Annotated in this window: 17 protein-coding genes and 1 pseudogene; 7 read left to right on the top strand and 11 right to left on the bottom strand. The window is 43.7% G+C overall.

Annotation, left to right across the window (positions count from 1 at the left end; all coding sequences use genetic code 11):
• Nucleotides 1-341: 341 nt before the first annotated feature.
• The gene (locus tag H7198_RS04810) at nt 342-824 is read right to left on the bottom strand and encodes a GNAT family N-acetyltransferase (protein WP_274458646.1); all 483 of its coding nucleotides are present in this window, start codon (nt 822-824) and stop codon (nt 342-344) included.
• A gap of 129 nt (nt 825-953) precedes the next feature.
• Here H7198_RS04810 and H7198_RS04805 point away from each other — a divergent pair, with 129 nt between their 5' ends.
• Nucleotides 954-2,900 carry a S9 family peptidase gene (locus H7198_RS04805; protein WP_274458645.1) on the top strand — a complete coding sequence of 649 codons (1,947 nt, stop codon included), beginning with the start codon at nt 954-956 and terminating at the stop codon, nt 2,898-2,900.
• Between the two features lie 189 nt (nt 2,901-3,089).
• Here the strand turns inward: H7198_RS04805 and H7198_RS04800 are convergent, their stop codons facing one another.
• The 4 genes from H7198_RS04800 to H7198_RS04785 form a co-directional block, all read right to left on the bottom strand.
• Complete coding sequence (locus H7198_RS04800) at nt 3,090-3,929, bottom strand: MetQ/NlpA family ABC transporter substrate-binding protein (RefSeq protein ID WP_274458644.1); 840 nt, start codon at nt 3,927-3,929, stop codon at nt 3,090-3,092.
• A 587-nt stretch (nt 3,930-4,516) separates the two neighbouring features.
• Nucleotides 4,517-6,202, bottom strand: coding sequence for an acetolactate synthase AlsS (gene alsS, locus H7198_RS04795; protein ID WP_274458643.1), 1,686 nt, complete (start codon nt 6,200-6,202; stop codon nt 4,517-4,519).
• A 75-nt stretch (nt 6,203-6,277) separates the two neighbouring features.
• A complete protein-coding gene (gene budA, locus H7198_RS04790; RefSeq protein WP_274458642.1) occupies nt 6,278-6,991 on the bottom strand; it encodes an acetolactate decarboxylase in 714 nt (237 codons plus the stop codon).
• Between the two features lie 103 nt (nt 6,992-7,094).
• Nucleotides 7,095-7,511: a MarR family winged helix-turn-helix transcriptional regulator gene (locus tag H7198_RS04785; protein WP_274458641.1), complete on the bottom strand. Its 417-nt coding sequence runs from the start codon at nt 7,509-7,511 to the stop codon at nt 7,095-7,097.
• Nucleotides 7,512-7,883: 372 nt separating this feature from the next.
• Here H7198_RS04785 and H7198_RS04780 point away from each other — a divergent pair, with 372 nt between their 5' ends.
• From H7198_RS04780 to H7198_RS04770, 3 genes are all read left to right on the top strand, one after another.
• The gene (locus H7198_RS04780; protein ID WP_274458640.1) at nt 7,884-9,182 is read left to right on the top strand and encodes a nucleobase:cation symporter-2 family protein; all 1,299 of its coding nucleotides are present in this window, start codon (nt 7,884-7,886) and stop codon (nt 9,180-9,182) included.
• Between the two features lie 67 nt (nt 9,183-9,249).
• Nucleotides 9,250-9,834, top strand: a complete 585-nt coding sequence (locus tag H7198_RS04775) for a xanthine phosphoribosyltransferase (protein WP_274458639.1) — start codon at nt 9,250-9,252, stop codon at nt 9,832-9,834.
• A 299-nt stretch (nt 9,835-10,133) separates the two neighbouring features.
• On the top strand, nt 10,134-11,090 hold the full coding sequence (locus H7198_RS04770) for a GMP reductase (RefSeq protein ID WP_274458638.1): 957 nt from the start codon (nt 10,134-10,136) through the stop codon (nt 11,088-11,090).
• A gap of 93 nt (nt 11,091-11,183) precedes the next feature.
• Here the strand turns inward: H7198_RS04770 and H7198_RS04765 are convergent, their stop codons facing one another.
• The 4 genes and pseudogenes from H7198_RS04765 to H7198_RS04750 all read right to left on the bottom strand — a co-directional run bounded on the left by H7198_RS04765 (nt 11,184) and on the right by H7198_RS04750 (nt 15,308).
• Nucleotides 11,184-11,612: a DMT family transporter gene (locus tag H7198_RS04765; RefSeq protein WP_274458648.1), complete on the bottom strand. Its 429-nt coding sequence runs from the start codon at nt 11,610-11,612 to the stop codon at nt 11,184-11,186.
• Between the two features lie 42 nt (nt 11,613-11,654).
• Nucleotides 11,655-12,062, bottom strand: a pseudogene (locus H7198_RS04760) (DMT family transporter); the annotation flags it as partial.
• 209 nt (nt 12,063-12,271) lie between these two features.
• Entirely contained in the window at nt 12,272-15,049 is a 2,778-nt protein-coding gene (locus H7198_RS04755) for a cation-translocating P-type ATPase (protein WP_274458637.1), read from the bottom strand.
• 127 nt (nt 15,050-15,176) lie between these two features.
• A complete protein-coding gene (locus tag H7198_RS04750) occupies nt 15,177-15,308 on the bottom strand; it encodes a hypothetical protein (protein WP_274458636.1) in 132 nt (43 codons plus the stop codon).
• Between the two features lie 174 nt (nt 15,309-15,482).
• On the opposite strand from H7198_RS04750, the gene H7198_RS04745 reads away from it, so the two are divergent.
• Nucleotides 15,483-17,036, top strand: coding sequence for a multicopper oxidase family protein (locus H7198_RS04745; RefSeq protein ID WP_274458635.1), 1,554 nt, complete (start codon nt 15,483-15,485; stop codon nt 17,034-17,036).
• Between the two features lie 63 nt (nt 17,037-17,099).
• On the opposite strand, the gene H7198_RS04740 is transcribed toward H7198_RS04745, so the two are convergent.
• Nucleotides 17,100-17,360, bottom strand: a complete 261-nt coding sequence (locus H7198_RS04740; protein WP_274458634.1) for a Txe/YoeB family addiction module toxin — start codon at nt 17,358-17,360, stop codon at nt 17,100-17,102.
• Nucleotides 17,360-17,608, bottom strand: a complete 249-nt coding sequence (locus H7198_RS04735; RefSeq protein WP_274458633.1) for a type II toxin-antitoxin system Phd/YefM family antitoxin — start codon at nt 17,606-17,608, stop codon at nt 17,360-17,362. The genes H7198_RS04740 and H7198_RS04735 overlap by 1 nt, the downstream gene beginning before the upstream one ends.
• A gap of 163 nt (nt 17,609-17,771) precedes the next feature.
• Between H7198_RS04735 and H7198_RS04730 the strand changes: the two genes are divergently transcribed.
• Nucleotides 17,772-20,297 (top strand): excinuclease ABC subunit UvrA, encoded by a 2,526-nt coding sequence (locus H7198_RS04730; protein ID WP_274458632.1) that lies wholly within the window; start codon nt 17,772-17,774, stop codon nt 20,295-20,297.
• Between the two features lie 75 nt (nt 20,298-20,372).
• A complete protein-coding gene (locus H7198_RS04725; RefSeq protein WP_274458631.1) occupies nt 20,373-21,110 on the top strand; it encodes a DUF1003 domain-containing protein in 738 nt (245 codons plus the stop codon).
• Nucleotides 21,111-21,150 lie beyond the last annotated feature (40 nt).

The following is a 21,150-nucleotide window of genomic DNA, read 5'->3' as shown; positions in this document are numbered from 1 at the left end:
AGAGTAAATTTGAGCTGGTTACGCGAATATCACGCTATATCCATCGATATAATCATGAACGGATTCATACCTATGAATCGAACCTAGTGATGTAAAAAAAGTGTCTAACTTATTGACATACGAGCAGGATTTGTCACAATCCGGAAGTATCTTATGAAAAAGTCGCGAAGGTTATCTATCAAAGTCGAAGACTGACACCATTGGAAATAGCGGGTATTGACTAACAAGGAATACAGAATCCAAGACCCCTTCCTCACTTCTTAGTACAAAAAAACTAATTAAGTAAACATCTAGTGAAAAAGCGCTCTCCCTTATTTCGAAGGGAAAGCGCTTTTTTAATATTACAAATCTAAAATAAAGAAGCGATCACAGGCATTGTGTTGAGCAGCCTTCAAAGGTCCATTAATTGGACGAAAACCAAGCTTTTCATAAACATGAATGGCTGATTCCAGCTTATGATGAGTTTCAATGTAGAGCTTCTTATAGCCTGCATCACGTGCGCCATTCATAGCCAATTCAATTAATTGATAACTTAGCCCCTGACCACGGGAAGCCTCACTCAAATAAACCTTTTGTAACTCGACCACTTTGTTATCCAAATCATATTCGGCAAAGCCCGAACCTCCATAAACTTCGCCTTCACCACTTAGTGCAACGAAATAGTCTCGGTACTCTTTCGCATCGTAGAAGCGACTCATTTTCCCCAACTCAGGATCAAAATAGGCCGTCCCTGGAATATCCAGACCGTAGGCCTTCAAGGAACTTTGAATAATCGTCTTCAAAGCGGCATCATCATTTGCCGTAATTTTTCGTATCTCTGTCATAGCATTACCCTCTATCATTAATCGCTGTGTATATTAGCAATATTTTATCATAATATTCTAATATACTTCACATTTAAAACCATCCATTTGTTATACTAAGAACAATATTATTGTCTTAGGAGGACCACTATGCAAGGAATTTCGATTAACGATTTATATCAGTTAAAAAGTCTCAGCCAACCATACGTCAGCGATGATAATTCTATCTTTTTTGTGCAAAACATGTTGGATAAAAAAGAAAACACTTATCGTGCCGATATCTATTCAATAGACAAGCAAAAAGTCGTCCGCCAATACACGAATTCGGGGCTAAATCTGCAACCAGTTGTTAGCGGCGACTTTCTCTACTTCCGTCATAAAGAAAAAGATGGTGTCTTCCAACTAATGAAGATGCCCATTGATGGTGGTGTGGCTGAAGCAATCACTGATATGGATAGTGTTGATCAAATTCTCCTATCGCCCGATAAGCAAGAAATCTTCTTTAAGTCTGTCCATACTGATAAAGAAGATGATGATAAGCTAGCAGTCCGTCACCTAACTGAGGTTCAAAACAAAGCCGATGGAATTGGCTGGTTGCCGACCAACAAGACTTATTCCTTGAAGGCCTATGATCTTGCTACTGGCAAAAGTAAGACATTCTGGACCCGCAAACAGGATTTCAATCTGCAAGATGTTTCCTCAGATAATCAAAAAGTTCTCTACCTCGCTGCGGAACATCCTGAATGGGAAGACAAATTTGATGATTCAATGGCCGTTTACTGCTATGACCAAAAAGCTGACAAGCATCAAAAAGTTAGCCACTCGATGCCGGAAGCCGTCTTCTCTGATGCCCATTTTTCTCCAAATGGCCAACAAGCAGCCTTGATTGGGACTGATTTCAAATACTATTCAGCCTCTGTTAATCAGCTTTATTTCTATGACTTTGCCAAAGAAGAACTGAAAAATGTCACAGGTCATGCGGACTTAAACGTTGGTTATTCAAACAGCATCGGCAGTGACTGGATTCAAAATCGCTTGGGTCGTTCTGGCTATTGGTTGTCAAACGACAGCTATATATTTAGTGCCTACGACCATGGTCACAGTCGGCTGTACCGTTGCAATGGTCAAACATCTCAGTTAATTCATAATAAGAACAGAGATATCGTTGATTTTGCACCGATTGATGATGAACAGATTGTCTTTATTAATTCCACTCCGGAAAAAGCAGCAGAATTAAAAGTCATGAATCTGGCCGACCAAGTAGAAAACACCCTCTACAATCCCAACAAGGACTACGAGCAATCCCATCAGTATGCTAAAGTCACTTCCTTCCACTACTCTTCTACCGACCAGCAGGTTGAAGTACAAGGCTGGTTTACGGAAGCGCAAGGTAATGCTGAAACGGCTCCTCTCATTCTTTACGTTCACGGAGGCCCTCATGCCGCCTATGGCGATAGCTTCTTCCACGAGTTCCAAGCATTAGCCAACGAAGGCTACCACGTCGCCTACGTAAACCCTCGTGGCTCAACAAGTTACGGGGAAGACTTTGCCAGAGCCGTTATGGGTCACTATGGCGAATGTGACTATGACGATGTCATGACTGGCTTAGACTATGTCTTAGACAACTTTGAAGGCATTGATAAGAAGCACCTCTTCATTGCCGGTGGCTCCTATGGTGGTTTCATGTCCGCTTGGGTAGTCGGCCACAATAACCGTTTCCAGGCCGCTGTCATCCAACGTCCCGCTATCGATTGGATTGGCCTCTATGGTAACAGTGATATCGGTGTCACTTTCGTTTCTGCTGAAATGGGCGTCGACCTTTATAAGGATGCCGGTGCTGTTCAATATTATTGGGAAAAGTCGCCTTTGGCATACGCTGATAAAGTCCAAACACCAACGAGAATTCAACACGGTGTTCTCGATCGTCGTTGCCCGGCCAGCCAAAGTGAAGCGCTCTTCACTGCGATTAAGCGAACCGGAACCGACTGTGATTACATTCGCTACCCACAATCCTTCCACGGACTATCACGAAATGGCTACCCATCTTTGCGAGTGCGACGAATGAATGACATCGTTGATTGGTTCAAACGCTACTAAATACCAAATAAAACAAGAAAAGCAGCTGCCAAGCAATTGGCAACTGCTTTTTTATATGTTTACATATATTTTTATCGTTTATTTATTAGACTTTTGAATGAAATAAGTTCAGTTAAAGAAAAAGAACAACTCAAGATAATTTATCTCAAATTGCCCTTTTTTATTGATCAAATTTGCTAAAATAATCTCTTATTTTACTGTTGGAGCACCCTTCCAAACGGCAACTTGTCCAGTACCTGACTTGTAGTCAATGTATTCAGCCACGTTCTTCGACTGATAAGCCTTTACGAACTTTTTGATAGCTTCTGAATGTTGCTTCTTCTTCGTCGTTACGATGATGTTGGTTCCATCATGTTGGCTCTTGTCGATTGGACGAACGTAGATAGCGGAGTTGATTGAGCGACCTGAGTTCACAATGAAGCTAGGGTCGATTGATGCCAAATCAACTTCAGGCAAGACACGTACCAATTGGTCAGTTCCAACTTCCTTGAACTGCAAATTCTTCTTGTTTTCAGTAATGTCCTTTAATGTGGGGTCCTTCGCGTCCTTGTTCACCTTGATCAAGCCAGCGTTTTGTAGCAAAAGCAAAGTACGTCCCTGTGTAATCTTAGCGTTTGAGATGGCAACCGTTCCACCATCAGGAATTGACTTCAAGCTCTTGTGCTTATCGGAGTAGAGTCGTCCGGCAACCAAAACTGTTTCTCCAACTGGAACCAAATCCGTCTTGTGGGCCTTGTTCCAGTCATTCAAGAAGATGTAGTGTTGGAAGGCGTTCACATCAATATCGCCACCTTCCAAAGCGGCGTTTGGCTGTGTATAATCCGTGAAAGTCTTAATCTTCAAATCAAGGCCTTCCTTCTTCGCATTGGCCTTAATAATCTTCCACTGCTCATCGGTATGCTTGTCACCAGCCATGATTCCAACTGTCAAAGTCTCATTCTTTGACTTGGCTTCATGATGGCCAAAACTCAAGTATCCAATCCCCGCCAAGGCGACCAAGGCAATAATCCAAATATAAATCTTTTTCATGATAATCCTTCTCTCTAAGTAAATTCTCCCAAACTGTTGCATTACTCAGTCAATCAGGTGGATCATTGATTCCCGCTCGTTCAATTCCGTGATGATATTGGCTTACTAGCCATGCCTTATTTAGCTTACTTTGTTCCATCAAAAAACCAGTCCTTCTAGTATTGTTCATACCGAAAGACTGGTTTCACTCGTCGTAAAAAGAGATTCCAAATGTCCTGATGCAATATGAACGGTTACAGTCACTATTGAAAGCGCTAATCAACCGTTCATTTTGACGATTGATTAGCTAAAACATGGCTACGTTCATCATTTGCATCTTAAGCATTCTTTTTCTCCTTTTTCTTTAATGTTGTTTTAATTTTATCATATAGACTGGACTTGTCAACAACTTTCAATTACAATTATTTTAATTTATTTGCTTTTTGAATAAAAGTAAAAGATATCTCAAAAGATAGCCAGCTCTTCTTCTCATTTCTTATCCAATTCGAGTAACAATTTTTAACAAACAAAAAATGCACATCGACTCATTATCGATGTGCATTCTCACCAAGTATCAAAAAAATTATTTGTTTAAAGCTTAATCAGAATTAACCTTCTGATTCGATTAACTGTGAACCAAGTTCGTAGTTGTGTGAGTAGTCGACAGGAATGTCAACAACCACAGGACCATGCGTAGCAAAGGCTTCATCAAGAACCTTATCCAATTGATCAGGTGTATCAACACGCAATCCCTTGGCACCGAATGCTTCAGCAAACTTCACGATGTCGATGTTACCAAAGTCAACACCGGCAGCTTGGCCGTTATACTTCATTTCTTCTTGGAACTTAACCATGTCGTAGTGAGCGTTGTCGTTCCATACGATGTGAACAGTATCCAAGTTCAAACGAACAGCAGTTTCCAATTCAGCAGCTGAGAAGAAGAATCCCCCATCACCAGACACAGAGACTGACTTAGCACCTGGGCGAACCATAGCAGCAGTAATGGCCCATGGTAAACCAACACCAAGTGTCTGCATACCGTTTGAAATCAAGAAGTGACGAGCCACATATGACTTAAAGTGACGGGCCATCCAGATGTAGTGTGAACCGATATCAGTAGAAACTGTCATATCGTCCGTTACGTGCTTTTGGATTGATTCAACAACATCCAATGGGTGATTCAAGTTAGCTGAAGCTGGCGTGTATGTTGGTTCGTCAGCAGCACGCAAGTCGTCCTTCATTTCCTTCAAGACAGCTTGTCCTTCGGCAGGTACGTGGTAACCCTTGATGTCTTGGTCCAACAAAGTCAAGCTTTGTGCCAAATCACCAATCAATTGACGTTGTGGAACAAAGTTGTTGTCGATTTCGGCTGGCGTCGTATCCAAAGCCACGATGTTCAAGTTCTTTTCCTTGTTCCAGTTACGTGGTTCGTATTCGATAGCATCATAACCAATCGTTACAACCAAGTCAGACTTTTGCAAAAGCTTATCACCTGTTTGGTTACGGAACAAACCGATACGTCCAAAGAAGCAGTCTTCTTCAAGGTCGCGTGAAATAACACCGGCACCTTGGAAGGTTTCAACAACTGGCAACTTAGTGTCTTGGAGCAATTGGTGAAGTGCTTCAACGGTATCATCATCAGATCCACGAGCACCAACCAACAAAACTGGCAACTTAGCTTGCTTGATTTGGTCAGCCAACCACTTCAAATCAGTGATTGAAGCAGCCCCCTGTTGTGGAGCTTGTACTTCAGGCAAGGCATCGATTGAAACAGGCGCATCATCAACATCTTGTGGCAATGAAACAAAGGCACCACCACGCTTTGCACCGTTAGCAGCAGCAAAGGCGTTAGCGATAATTTCTGAAATGTTGTTTGGATCTTGAATTTCAGAGCTGTAGTTTGTAATTGACTTAAAGAGTGAAACTGAATCAGTTGACTGGTGAGTCAAACGGTTCAAGTCACGACGTGGTACTTGACCACCGATGGCCAAGATTGAGTCGTTTTCAGCACTGGCAGTCATCATACCTGAAACCAAGTTACCAACACCTGGTCCAGAAGTTACGACAACAACACCGGTCTTACCAGTGATACGTGAGAAAGCTTGTGCCATGAAGGCAGCGTTCTGTTCGTGACGAGTGATGATCAACTTTGGTGCCTTTTGTCCGGCCTTTGGGTGTTCCAAAGTTTCAAACAAACGGTCAATCTTGGCACCAGGGATACCGAAGACAAGGTCAACGCCGTGGTTGATAAGGCTATCGTTTACGATATCTGCCCCAAATTTTTGTTCAGACATATTTTTTACTATGAGCTGTTAGAGAGAAAAGACTCAGCCCATGTTTCCTTTCGTTTACTTATGTAAGGTTTTTTCTTAGTCAGCTGATTCTGCTGCGTGAATGACATCGTTCAATGTCGACAAGTCTGTCAAATCAGCATTCTTATAATCTTCGTTGTCCATTGGTAAGTTAATGGTCAAACCAGACAAAAGTTGTAGTTCCACATCAGCGGACTTCAAAGTAGCACCAAGTACGTGACCACCAAAGTCTAATTCATCTGATAGGAAGTGTTGGTGGAATCCAGCAACACCGACACCTTCGTATACGTGTGGTGTAAAGTAACCAACCATGGTTCCCTTCACATCGTTACGGTCAAAAATACGTTGTGTCTTGGCAATAGCGCCCAAACCAGGATATGGCTTTTCGGACTTGGCAGCTGCACGTGTTTCAACGGCAGCAAATTCACCCGTAATCTTCACTGAGAAGAAGTAGTTCTTTGTACCAACTTCTTTCAAGATTTCTTTTGAAAGGTCTTCCAAAGTAATGTTATCAAAGTGCTTAAAAGGCTTAAAATCTGCCTGGTGCACGTCACCAAAGGCGACGGGAAAGTCGTCTGCGACGCGATTAACATGACCATGAACGTCAACTTGATAAGCAACACCATCAAGCATGATTAATTCACCGTCAACACCAGCACCTGTTCCGATTCCGGTATTACCGGATTCCAACATTTCTTTAGTCGATACAAAGCCGTCAAGCAGACGCTCAACCAACATTTGCATCGTCCCAAATTGTACTAATGGTTTCATCTGTGTCCCCTATCTTTATTGGTCAACTAAGTTTACCTATAAAGCATACACCTGGACCAAGTCGCCTGTCAATATTCTTAAATAGAGCTTTTTATTTTAATTTTTAAAAACTTTGTAAATATTGGTGGACCATGTCGTTTAAAGCATCGTGCCAATTGCCATCGTGCAATTCAAGTAAACGGTTAATCTTCTCGCTCTGATCATGGTTCAGTTCCGTAATCACAGCTTCCCCTTCATCTGTTAAAAAGAGGTCTTTAGCCCGTGGGTCAGCCGCAGAAGGCTTTGTTCCAAGCAAGTGTCGTTCTTCTAAGTCCTTATAGGCCTTATTGAAGCCCTGCTTACTAATGCGCATGATGCCCAAAACTTTTTTGATACTTGGTTCATTTAAGTGACTCACCAAGAAAAGAATCCGGTGCTGCGTTTTATTAATTTTAAAACGCTCTAAATCGATATGCTGCGAAAACTCCTGGTAAGCGAAGTAAATCATAGCGATATTGGATTCTTTGATTTTTTCATTCATGATTTTTCTTTTACCTTATTTTTTCTAAAAAACTAGTCCCTCTGATTTTAACACCAGTTTCAATTAATTTTCATCATCCAAATTATCGAATGTGTTTTCCGAACATTTCGTCTCAATTTCCAATCAATCACTCGTCTTTTACTTGTTAATGTAAAAATATATGATACAATAAAAACACCATTTTGGAGTTATATACGGTTTTTAATGCTAACCGAGTCTCTACCGTCCGGCAAAAAGGACGACTATCACCAAGGGTTTTTAAAGCACGCTTGGGATCTCTTTGCGTGCTTTTTTATTTCTTTTGATATGGGCTCAGTGTCAGCATTTTTAAGAAACGTCTATGACATGCTATGTTCACATCAAGGAGAAACCATGGAAAACCCAACCAAGTCCCTTCCTAAAGCGCAGGCATTACTTTTAGGACTACAGCATGTTCTAGCCATGTATGCCGGTTCGATTTTAGTACCGTTATTAATTGGAACCGCCCTTCACTTTTCTTCAACACAGCTGGCTTACCTAATTTCAGTCGATATTTTCTGTACCGGCCTGGCCACTTTATTCCAGTTGAAGCAAACCCCAATTACCGGAATTGCCCTTCCTGTTGTTTTGGGGTCTTCTATTCAGGCCGTTTCGCCATTAATTAACATTGGCTCGACCCTCGGCTGGGGTGCCATGTATGGAGCCACCATCATCGCTGGCCTATTCGTCGTCCTGATTGCCGGTTCTTTTGCCCGTTTGCGGGACTTTTTCCCGCCCGTGGTTACTGGTTCGCTAATTACGGTCATTGGTTTAAGCCTAACGCCCATCGCCCTTCAAAACTGGGGTGGCGGCGACCTGACAGCCAAAAGCTTTGGCTCCTATCAAAACCTACTGATTGGCGCGGTTACCATTGCCATCACCTTATTATTGATGAAGTTTGCTAAGGGATTCGTCAAAGCCATCGCCATCTTGCTGGGAATTGTTCTGGGCACTCTTTTTGCGGCCTGTTTAGGAGCCGTTTCATTAAAGCCAGTTTCTGAAGCGGCCTGGTTCCACCTGCCACAGCCCTTTTTCCTTGGAACCCCAACTTTTTCACTATCAGCTTGCTTAACGATGATTGTCATTATTTTGACGGCCATGGTTGAAGCAACTGGTGTCTACTTTGCGCTTTCTGATTTAACTGGACAACAATTAAGCAAGAAGGACCTGGCACGCGGTTACCGCGCTGAAGGTTTAGCCGCCATCCTATCCGGAATTTTCAACACCTTCCCCTACTCGACTTTCTCACAAAACGTCGCAGTCGTTCGCCTATCCGGTGTCAAAACCAAGCAACCGATTTACTACGCGGCCTTCATTCTATTGATCCTAGGCCTACTACCAAAGTTCGGTGCATTGGCAACCATCATTCCATCTGCTACTTTGGGTGGTGCCATGATGGTCATGTTTTCGACGATTGCTATTCAGGGTCTTCAAATTCTCGGTAAAGTCAATCTCAACCTTGAAAGTAACTTACTCACCGCCGGACTCTCAATTGGTGCCGGGCTAGCAATCGGTACTGTGCCGACTTTCTTAAATCAGCTACCGGATACGCTGAAACTGATCTTTTCAAACGGCGTTGTGGTCACAACGGTGATTGCAGTTCTCATGAACCTGCTGTTAAACGGTTGGCCTAAAACCAACAAAGCGCAATAAATACCTGCTATCAAAGCAATACAGGTTATGATAGAACTACTTAAAATACGAAACCCAGAGGAATAACATGAAAGAACTAGAAAACAGAATTCAAGAAGATGGTCGCGTCATCGGGAAAGACATTTTAAAGGTTGACTCCTTTCTCAACCATCAAATTGACCCCCAGCTAATGCTAGCCATGGGCCAAGAGTTTGCCAGGCTCTTTGCTAACCAAGGCGTAACCAAGATTCTAACTGTTGAAGCTTCTGGTATCGCCCCTGCAGTCATGGCCGGACTTGAAATGAAGGTGCCCGTCGTCTTCGCCCGCAAGTCTAAGTCACGCATTCTTTCCGATGCCGCTTTCACAGCCGATGTTTATTCCTTTACCAAACAAACAAGCAACGCCATCCGTATTGATAAGCGTTTCCTATCAGCTGATGATCATGTATTGCTAATTGATGACTTTTTAGCGAATGGTCAGGCATTACTGGGATTAAAAGAAATTGCTGACCAGGCACAGGCAACGGTTGTTGGGGCCGGCATCGTCATCGAAAAGTCCTTCCAACCAGGACGTGACAATGCAATTAACGCAGGCATCCAAAACATCCACTCATTAGCAAGAATCGCCGCGTTTGAAAACGGCCAGGTTTGCTTTGTTGATGAAGAAAAATAAACAAAACAAAAGAACCTTGTCTTTGGACAGGGTTCTTTTTTATTTCCAGTTATTTATCAGGTAAAAAGTCAGTTTCCGAACGATTCAAAAAATCAATTCACTTCGTTCGGCTTATCAGAGAGAAAAAGACGATTATTATTAATAACGTACTTGATTTAATTCTTTTTAAACCGTATATTATTAGTTGTGTTTTAGAAAAAGAAGACCAAAATAAGAACAATAGCCTTTTATTTTTCATCTTTTTCAATTAATTAACCGAACAGCAAACGGAATGCCAGAATTATAAATGGAGAGCAAGAATGAAAACCTTTGATTATGATGCGATTCGCCTTTTACCAAAGAAGAGCCTTTTAAAGAGTCGCCGAGAAGCAGACACTTCAGTAACATTAGGCAAGTACACTTTCAAGATTCCTGTAATGCCAGCCAATATGGCGACTGTCATTGACGAAAACTTAGCCGAATGGCTCTCTGAGCGTGGCTATTTCTATGTCATGCACCGTTTTCAACCCGAGCAACGCTTCGACTTTGTCAAAAAGATCCAAGAAAAAGGGTTAATCGCCTCCATTAGTCTTGGCATTACTGACAGCGAGTATGACCTAATCGATCAATTCAAGGAGGCACAAATCAGTCCGGAATTCATTACGATTGACGTTGCTCATGGCCATTCTGATTACGTCATTAAGATGGTCCATTACATTAAGGAACAGCTACCTGATACCTTTCTCATCGTTGGTAACTTGGGAACGCCAGAAGCCATTGTTGAAATTGAATCCGCTGGTGCCGACGCAACAAAGGTCGGAATTGGACCAGGAAAAGCCTGCATTACAAAGGACAAGACCGGTTTTGGTACCAACGGCTGGCAGCTTGCCGCCATTGCAAACTGCGCTCAAGTTGCAACGAAGCCAATCATCGCTGACGGTGGAATCCGTCACAACGGCGATATTGCCAAGTCCATCCGTTTCGGTGCTTCAATGGTCATGATCGGCTCCATGTTTGCTGGTCATGATGAAACACCCGGCGAAATCATTAGGGAAAACGGTCAAGTCTACAAAGCCTACTACGGTTCCGCCTCTGCCAAACAAAAGGGCCACCAACACAATGTTGAAGGCCGTTCTTTGCTAGTTCCATATAAGGGCAGTCTTCAAGATACTTTAACTGCAATGCAAGAAGATTTACAGTCAGCGATTTCCTACGCTGGTGGACGGAACCTTTCCAGTCTAAAAACGGTCGACTACGTCGTACTTACTGACTACTAATTTCATCATAGGAAGCGTTTTTTCTCTGTTCCCCTCTTAATCAGCCAAAATAAAAAGCCCAGGATTACTCCTGGACTTTTTTATTTAACAAAATTAATGGTCATATCGAATGGCTAGCCAGACACTAATCAAAATCATAATAGATCCAACTAGGAATCCAAAGGTTAGGCCTTCGTGTAAGAAGAGGAAACCAAGTAAAGTTCCGACGACCGGCTGAAGCAAGAAGTACAAACCCGAACTTCCAGCATCAACCAAGGTCAATCCGTAATTCCACATCATGAAAGCCAGCGCCGTTGAAATAACACCCAGATACAAAAGTGACAGTGTTATCACTGAATCCGACAAGTTAATCGTTGCCAAATTTGATGGATGTGCTAACACCACAGGTGTTAAGCAGATAATGGCCACCAACGTTGCCAGAATGGTCACCTGCAAGGTACTATACGTTCCCGATAGTTTCTTCACTAAGACTGACATCAAGGCCCAAGTTAGGGCTGCAATCACTAAGCATAAGACACCCAGTAGGACATGCTGACCAGTTAAATGAACGCCAACAATCGCAATTACACCCAGTGTTGCTAGGGCAACTGAAATCACCCGAACCTTCGTCATCTTCTCTTTTAAAATCCACCATGAGAACAAGAGCATAAAGGTTGGCGTTGCCGAAGTAATTACCGCGCCCGTTTAGGCATTAGAAAAATAGGTGCCCGTTTCCTGGGCCACAATGGAAATGGTGTTCCCAATGAAACCAATCAAAAAAATAATACCTAAATCACGGCGATTAACCTGCCACTTTTCTCGTTTTAACAAGGAAATGAGAAGTAAAACCACAAAGGCAATCAAATAACGTGACCACACCAATTCAACGGGAGGCACGTATTCCACGACAACTTTGACAACGACAAACATCCCACCCCAAATACTAGCTGCAAGGCTAAGTAAAACTGGACCGATAATTTTTTTAATATTCATTTTTAATTTTCTCCGCTAATCTATTTTATTCAGTTATCCTTTAGCGGGAAAAGTCACCCGCTTTAGCGAGCGGCTGGAACATCACATTCGAACAATGGTGAGTAAAACATAAGAGGCCCCTTTCTAACAAAAAATTCTTCTCTATTCTAAATAATTTGATATAAAAAGACAATAAAAAAGCCGGCCTTTCGGCCGACTTTTCGAAAACTTTACTTATTCAATTTCAAGAAATACTTACGAACAATCCACTTACGTCCCTCTTCCAAGAGAATCAATGGAATTGGAATAATTAGCAAGAAGATCCATTCGTTCACACCCAATGCATAGGTATTAAACAGTCCTTGTAAGAATGGTACGTAAATCAACAAGGAAATCAATAGAACTTCGAAAAGAATTCCAGTAATGATGTGGTGGTTGCTGAAGACGCCAATTTTGAAGACTGAGGTGTACTTCGTACGGGCGTTGATGGCCGCGGCAATTTGGCAGAAGACAATCGCTGCCAAAGTAATGGTTGTGGCCTCTGCGTAAACATCGCCTGATCCGAACAACGCGTGTTCTGGCCAACCATATGAGTAGTTGACGAAGAAGTAAGCAGCTGATGAAATCAAGGAAGCAACCAAACCGTACAAACCAAAGGCCTTCCAAATAATGGACTTGTTTAACAAGTGGGCCTTACGTGAACGCGGTGGCTGTTGCATGACACCGGGCTCGCTCTTTTCAGAACCAAGTCCTAAGGCAGGCAACATATCCGTTCCCAAATCGATGGTTAGAATTTGCATAACCGTCAAAGGCAATGGAATCAAACCACCAGAGAACAGGAAGAGCACGGATGGAAAGGCTTCCGGCATGTTACTGTTCAAGATGTAGAGCAGGAACTTTTGGATGTTACTGTATACCGTGCGTCCCTCTTCGATGGCCGCAATGATTGAGGCGAAGTTGTCATCGGTCAAAATCATGTCCGCTGCTTCCTTGGCAACGTCGGTACCAGTGGCACCCATGGCAATTCCAATATCAGCTTGTTTCAAGGCTGGCGCGTCGTTGACACCGTCACCAGTTGAAGCAACGATTTCGCCGTTGGCTTGGTTAGCCTTTACAATGCGGTACTTCTGTTCAGGAGCCACACGGGCAAAGATGACTTCACCCTTCACTGCCTGACGCAAATCTTCGTCTGAAATAGCGGTCAGTTCATCGCCGGAGATGACCCGGGCTTTATCAGAAACCAAACCAATCTTAGTGGCCACAGCCTTAGCTGTAATTGGTCCGTCACCCGTCACCATGATAATTCGGATACCGGCCTGATGAGCCTTCTTAACCGCATCGTAAATTTCAGGACGTGGCGGATCAGCCATGATGGTCAAACCAACGAAGGTCAAGTTTTGCTCAGTGTTCTCAGCAGTGGCCCTCGACAAGTCTTGGCTTTCATCATTAGACAGGTCACGGTAAGCAACGGCTAAGGCACGTAATCCTTGAGAGGCATATTGCTGGTTGGCTGCCTTAATCTTCTGGATATCATCGTCAGTGATTGGACGAACTTTTCCATCATCCAAGATGTTCTTGGTAATGGCTAAAATTCCACTCATAGCTCCCTTAGTATAAAGGGTGAACTTGCCATCTTTATTCTTATTAATTGTGGACATCCGCTTACGATCAGAGTCGAAAACGATTTCCTTTTGACGAGGGTTCTCATCAGCTAACTGTTGACTAGCCAATTGATACTTCTCAGCCAAAATAACCAAAGAAGCTTCGGTTGGCGTTCCAACAATGGTTGCTTGCGCACCAGGCTTGTTAGTTGGCTTAACCGTAGTGTCGTTGTTTAGACTTACGGCTTTTAGCAAGAAGTCCAAATCAGGATTAGCACCGGACTTTACTGGCTGATCACCATCCATGACCTGACCGTTATTCACGTATCCTTGACCAGTTACGGTGTAAACCTTTTCTGGCATCCAGATGTGGTTAATCGTCATTTGGTTCTGTGTCAAAGTCCCCGTCTTATTAGAGGCGATGACTGTTGTCTCCCCCAGTGTTTCAACTGAGTTCAAGTTCTTCACTAAGGCGTGCTTCTTAGCCATTCGCTGGACACCCTGTGCCAGTGACAGCGTGACGGTTGGCAAAAGTCCTTCCGGAATGAAGGCAACAATCATACCAAGCGCAAAGATAAAGGACTTCGCAACAGGATAATGAACGAAGAAGATGGCCGCGATGAAGAATCCGGTACCAATCAAAATGGCAATGATGGAAAGCTGGCGAGTCAAGCGGTTCAACTCGAGTTCGAGTGGGGATGGCTTGCTCTGCTGACTCTGGGTCAAGCGGGCAATCTTTCCAAACTCGGTGTTCATCCCAGTGCTGAGCGCAACGACTTTAGCAGAACCAGCTGAAGCAACCGTACCAGCATAAACAATGTTAGCCTCAGCGAACTTTCCTTCACCGTGGTGATATTCGGCTTTCTTATCACTCAAAGTCGATTCACCGGTCAAAGCTGATTCGTCTACCTGAAATGAGTCGGAAGAAATCACGCGGGCATCGGCTGAAATACTGTTACCAGCAGAAATCATGATGACATCCCCCGGCACAATTTCAGAGGTATCGATTTCTTCAGACTTACCATCTCGAATAACGGTTGCCTTCATTGGCAACATCTTCTTCAAAGCATCCGAAGCCTTCTGCGCCTGGTTTTCCTGCCAGAAGGAGAAGAGCCCGTTAATCACGTTCACGGCCCAAATGGCGATTCCAAGTTCCAACATCTGTGCAAACATGGCAATTAAGCCGGAAACCCAAAGCAAAATAGCCATTAGACTCGTAAAGTTCTTCAAGAACTTCCAAATCTTATTCTCACCCTTTGCAGCAGTAATGACGTTATCGCCAAACTTTGCATGCTGCTTTTGAGCTTGGTCGGCACTTAAGCCATTCTCGCTAGAACCAATACTCTGATAAAACTGATCAATTGGTAATTGTGCTAATTGGTCATTATTTTGATCTTGATTTGGCATATGTTACATACCTTTCTTCTAATAAAAAAGCCCACAGAACAACGCACCATGTTTCGTTATAAACCATGAGTCATCATTCTATAGGCGTTTTATTTACGTCCATTAATGATTACATCAATGGTAAAAACTAGCATCCTTTGTCATTGCTGATAACGGCGTAAGCAGATTCAACGAACATCCCCACCGCCATTACCCACATTGCAGGCATCATCTTCATTGTGGCAACCAAATAAATTGTGTATGCCCACACAAACATCATTAACAAATGAAAAATCCGATTATACTTTCGCATTTTAAACCCTTCCCTATGCAGTTATCACTGCAATTCTTATTTGACTAAATCATAACATAGTTATAGCAGATATTTAACATAGTATTACACATATTTGATATAACATTGTATACTTGAGGCGAGAAATATAGGAGGAAAATCATGTCAGAATCAAAAAAGCCAATCTATAACGATTACTTCTTTAATGAGAGTGCCTATGACTACCATGATGGCGGTTATGTCCCATTGGAAAAGTATGATTCGCCTGAAGTGCCCCTTGGCATTCCAACTATTTTAAAGCCCGACAAGGAAACCGATACCGATGTTTGGTTAACGGTTCATGCCCAAGCAGGTGAAACACAAATCCTACCTGGAGCAAAGACAAAGACCTGGGGCTACAACCAAAGCCTTCTTGGTCCAACCATTGTATTTAAATCCGGTAAGACCTACCACGTCACACTGAAAAACAGCCTACCCGAGTTAACGACTTTCCACTGGCACGGACTGGACGTTCCCGGTCCATTCATTGACGGTGGTTGCCATGCCCCCGTTTATCCTGGCGAAAGTAAGGAGATTACTTTCAAAGTCGACCAACCCGCTGCCACAACTTGGTTGCACGCCCACCCATGTCCATTGACTGGTTGGGACGTTTGGCACGGATTAGCTGCCATGGTCTATGTGACAGACAATCACGAAGAGAGCTTACCACTCCCTCACAACTACGGTGTCGATGACATCCCCGTTATTCTACAAGACCGTCGCTTCCACGAGAATAACCAATGGGATTACGATGCTGATTATGATCCCGATGGTGTTGCTGGACCAACTGCTCTCATTAACGGAACGGTTAACCCAGAATTTGACGTCACCACCCAAAAGCTCCGCCTTCGTTTCTTGGACGGTTCGAACCGTCGTGAATGGCGTTTGCACTTGTCCGATGACTTAGTCATGACCCAAATTGCTTCTGACGGTGGTTTGCTTCCCGAACCAGTTCAAATGACCAAGCTCATGATTACCTGTGCCGAACGTGCCGAGGTCGTCTTGGACTTTGGTAAGTATAAGGCCGGTGATAAAGTCACACTCTACTCCGACGATGTGCCAATCTTAACTTTCAATATCAAAGAGTTCGCCCCTGATAACACCGATATTCCAGAGCACTTAGCCGACATCAACTACCCTGAAGTTTCTGACCCAGACTCATTGGTTCACCAAGTTGTCATGTCTGGTACCGATGAAGAAGTTGGAATCAACGGTAAGAAATTCGGTATGATGCGGATTGATGACCGTCAAGAAATCGGTAAGACCGAGTACTGGGACATTACCAATACCAACGATTGCTGCGGTGGAATGCTTCACCCATACCACATGCACGGTGGTTCCTTCCAGATTGTTTCACGTAACGGACACGCTCCCTACCCTAACGAAATGGGCTTGAAGGATACGGTCAGCGTTAACCCTGGTGAAACCGTCCGCATCAAGATGCGCTTCAACTACGCCGGTGTCTTCATGTACCACTGCCACATCATCGAACACGAAGACGGTGGTATGATGGCGCAACTCCAGGTTTACACGTCTGACGAGCCAAACAAGAAGTACGATTTGATGCCAATGGATACCTTGATGAATGCCATCGCCAAAGAGCGCGGCTGCAAGGTTGACGAATTAGTCATCAAGCCACTCGATTCCTATAAGAAGATGGGGATGGATATGTGCTGATTGAGCACTAAATAAACAAAGTAAAAACCACATTGAGAAGAAGTCTTCTTGATGTGGTTTTTCTTATTTATTGTAATGGAATCGAACAGCAACAATGGAGATATGATCTTTCGTCACCAAATAGATTATCCGGTGCTCATCGTTGATTCGTCTGGACCAAAGTCCCGAATAAGTTCCTTTTAATGGTTCTGGTTTTCCAATACCAGTAAAGGGTTCACGTAGAATACTTTTAATTATCTTCCGGATTCGTTTGACGACACGTTTATCGTTATCTAGCCACCGTTCAAAGTCTGCCCATGCGTCATCTGACCATAGGAGCTCCATTATTCCCACTCTCGAGCCTTTCCCTGACCGTCCTTCAGAGATTGCAGTGATTGATTAATATGATCAACATTTGCTTTTGAGCTAAGAATATAGGCATTTTCTAACAGATTCTCATATTCCGATTGGCTAACTAAAACAGCATTATCGTCATCACGGTTTGTTGAAATGATAATTGCTTCATCATCGTTAACCTTTTTCATAAAACCCATCAGATTATTTTGAACACTTGAATAAGCAATAACTTGCATGATAAACCTCCTCAGTAAAAAATAATTTATCTACTAACATTAGTATCAAAGGCTCCCTTTTATTTGTCCACTCCTTCTACCAACTATGACAATCTCTTTTGAATCACACTCCAAACTATGCTATTACATACTTAAGAAACACTCTAAATAAAGGAGTTTACTCATGGTAGAAAAGTCGAACATCCCCAGTCAAATCGAAGTTCGTGGCGGACGCGTCCACAATCTGAAAAACATTGACGTTAATATTCCACTTAACAAGTTTGTTGCCATTTCTGGCCGGTCTGGATCTGGTAAGTCATCACTTGCAATGGGCATCCTCTTTTCAGAAGGTTCCCGTCGCTACCTAGAAGCCCTTTCCGCCTACACCCGCAACCGCATGGGCCAAGAATCGTCTGCTGACGTCGACTCTATCCAGTACATTCCTTCCGCCATTGCCCTCAAGCAACGGCCAACCACTCCTGGCGAACGGTCAACTGTTGGTTCTATCAGTGAACTATCCAACATTACCCGACTCATCTTTTCCCGCTTAGGCTCACCAGTCTGTCCGAACGGCCACCGACTAGAACCATCTCTAGCCATTAGTCAGGCAATGAATGAAGCCGAAAAACCTGGTGAGCATCACAACGAAGGGCAGCTCACCTGTCCGGTCTGTGGCGTGCACTTTACCGCCTTCTCCGCCCAGGACTTTTCAGCCAACAGCACCGGCGCCTGCCCAACTTGTCACGGGAGTGGTCAAGTCCGTGAATTAGACGAAGATAAGCTGATTAAAGACGACAACCTGTCCATTAAAGATGGCGCCATTGCTTCCTGGCACTTGCCCGGTCGTAACTTTATGCCATCAATCGCTCAAAGTCTGGGTGTCCGCATCGACGTCCCCTACAAGGACTTATCGGACAAAGAGAAGAACATTGTCTTACACGGGGAGAAGAAACTCTACCCCGTCAACTTTCATACTTCTACCGGACGGGTTTACCATTCCGATGGCTCACTCTACGAAAACGCCTACGATGCCGTGACGGATTCCCTGGCCAACGTTAAAAGTCAGGCCACTCTCAAGAAGCTCGACAAGTTCTACCATTTTTCAATCTGCCCAACCTGCCACGGTTCACGTTTAAACCCAGACTTGCTGAAGCAAACGGTGAATGGCCAAAACATCGTGCAAGTGAATGACCTGACCCTTGGCGAGTTAACCGACTGGGCCGATCAAACGGTTACTTCCCTACCCGACAGCATGGAGCACCTGGCCAACACTTTATTTACAAACATGAAGCAGGTCCTTCGTCCCATCCTGAATCTCGGGCTCGACTATCTCACCATGTCCCGTGCAGGGGCTAGCCTTTCAACAGGTGAACTACAACGCTTGCAACTATCGAAAACGATTCGCGCTCAGACCACCGGTATCCTTTATGTTTTGGACGAACCATCCATTGGCTTGCACCCAGATAACATCAAGGGATTAATCCAGGTCTTCCGTGAACTCATTGCCCAGGGTAACTCCCTTGTCGTTGTTGATCACGAGGTCGATTTAATTGCCGCAGCCGACTGGATTATCGAAATCGGTCCCGGTTCTGGCGAAGCCGGCGGTCGTATCATCGATGAAGGAACACCAGCAAAGCTAACCAACGATTCCCAGTCCTTAATTGGCCCCTTCATCAAGGGTTCTGCCAACATTGTTCATGATTCGGTCACTCCGGTAGGTACCGGCGAAACCACATTACGTGTTCAAAACTACCATAATCTAAAGGACGTTCAAGTCACCATTCCCGAACACCAAATGACGGCCGTGACTGGTTTTTCAGGTGCCGGAAAGACCTCTCTCATTCTAGATAACCTTATTCCAGCTATACAAAATAAAGAAAATAGTATAAAAACTGTAAGTAAACTTACAACAAATATAGCTAAGGCAGTCACAATCGATGCAAAACCCATTGGACGCAACACCCGTTCCACCTTAGCAACCTATACGAACATCATGAATGAGCTGCGACAACTTTTTGCAAACCTTCCAGAGGCCAAGAAGGCAAAGCTAACCGCTTCAGCCTTTTCATACAATAATAAAGAAGGTGCATGTCCAACCTGTCAGGGCCTCGGTGTTATCACGGAGGACATTCAATTCTTACCTGACATTGTCGAAACTTGTCCGACCTGTCAGGGTGCTCGTTTCAGTGAAAAGGTTCAATCAATTAAGTGGCATGGCCAGTCAATCGTTGACTTGTTAAACCTCTCCGTTAAAGAGGCCCTTCCCGTCTTCAAGGACGAAGCAAAAATTGAAAGTGAACTACAGTTACTCAACGAAATTGGTTTGAACTATTTGCACCTTGGACAAGCAACGCCATCGCTCTCCGGTGGCGAAGCACAACGTCTAAAACTCGTGAGCCACTTACATAAAAGTCAAAAGCACACACTCTTTGTTTTCGATGAGCCAACCATTGGTCTTCATCCCTTAGACGTTCAAACCTTACTCGGCGTCTTCAACCGTCTCAAGGAAAAAGGAGCCACCATCATCTTTATCACGCACGACCTGGACATGATGACCAACGCCGACTGGTTAATTGACCTTGGTCCCCGCGGTGGTAACCAAGGTGGACAGTTAATGGCCATGGGGAAACCATTCGATTTAGCCAAGAAGCCAAACTCCCTGACGACTAAATACCTGGCCGAACACCTTCATAAATTCGACTTAATCTAAATTACCCTGCATTTTTTAGGCAAAACTACTATAATGTGTCTTATAACCGCTATAACAATAAGGAGCAGATGAATAATGGCTAATCCCACAGATAACCAATACCAATGCCTCATTGATAACAAAGACGGCTACAACTTCGGTGCCGGTACTTTTCTTCATGACTTGGACCCTCAAACCCGTAAGATGATTAAACAGGATCGTCCAAAGGCATCCGACCACGATTTCATCTGTTCCGAACACTTGGTTGCTTACCGCTTACGCAAGCTCGATAAGATGATTCGCGAAGATCAACGTAAGAATCAACAAATCCACCAAAAGATGCACCGGGTCTTAGAAGACGATAACTACAAGATTATCGATGTTGGAAAGAAGTTGGATAGCACATTGACTTTCGGTCAAAAAGTCGCCGACGGCGTCGCCCACTTCGGTGGTTCCTGGCCATTCGTGATTTCCTTCGTTGCCATTATGATTATTTGGATTATCCTAAACGTTACCCACCTCTTCGGTGCTAACTTTGATCCGTTCCCATTCATCTTGCTGAACCTCTTCCTATCCATGGTGGCTGCTATTCAAGCGCCATTGATTATGATGGCTCAGAACCGTGCTTCGGACTATGACCGTATGGAATCACAAAACGATTACCACGTGAACCTGAAGTCCGAAGAAGAGATTCGTCTTCTCCACGCCAAAGTCGACCACTTGATTCAACAAGATCAACCAAACTCCATGCAAATTCAAAAGATGCAAATGGAGATGCTGGCTTCCATCAACGAAGAGCTGGCGTTGTTGAACAAAAAAGAAGAAAAAGACTAAACAAAAAGCCACTCAAATAATACTTGAATGGCTTTTTTTG

Source organism: Fructobacillus sp. CRL 2054, assembly GCF_028764065.1.
In the GTDB taxonomy this organism is placed as follows: Bacteria; Bacillota; Bacilli; order Lactobacillales; family Lactobacillaceae; genus Fructobacillus.
Note: the sequence above shows the minus strand (reverse complement) of the source record. Positions and strands in the feature narration are given on the sequence as shown.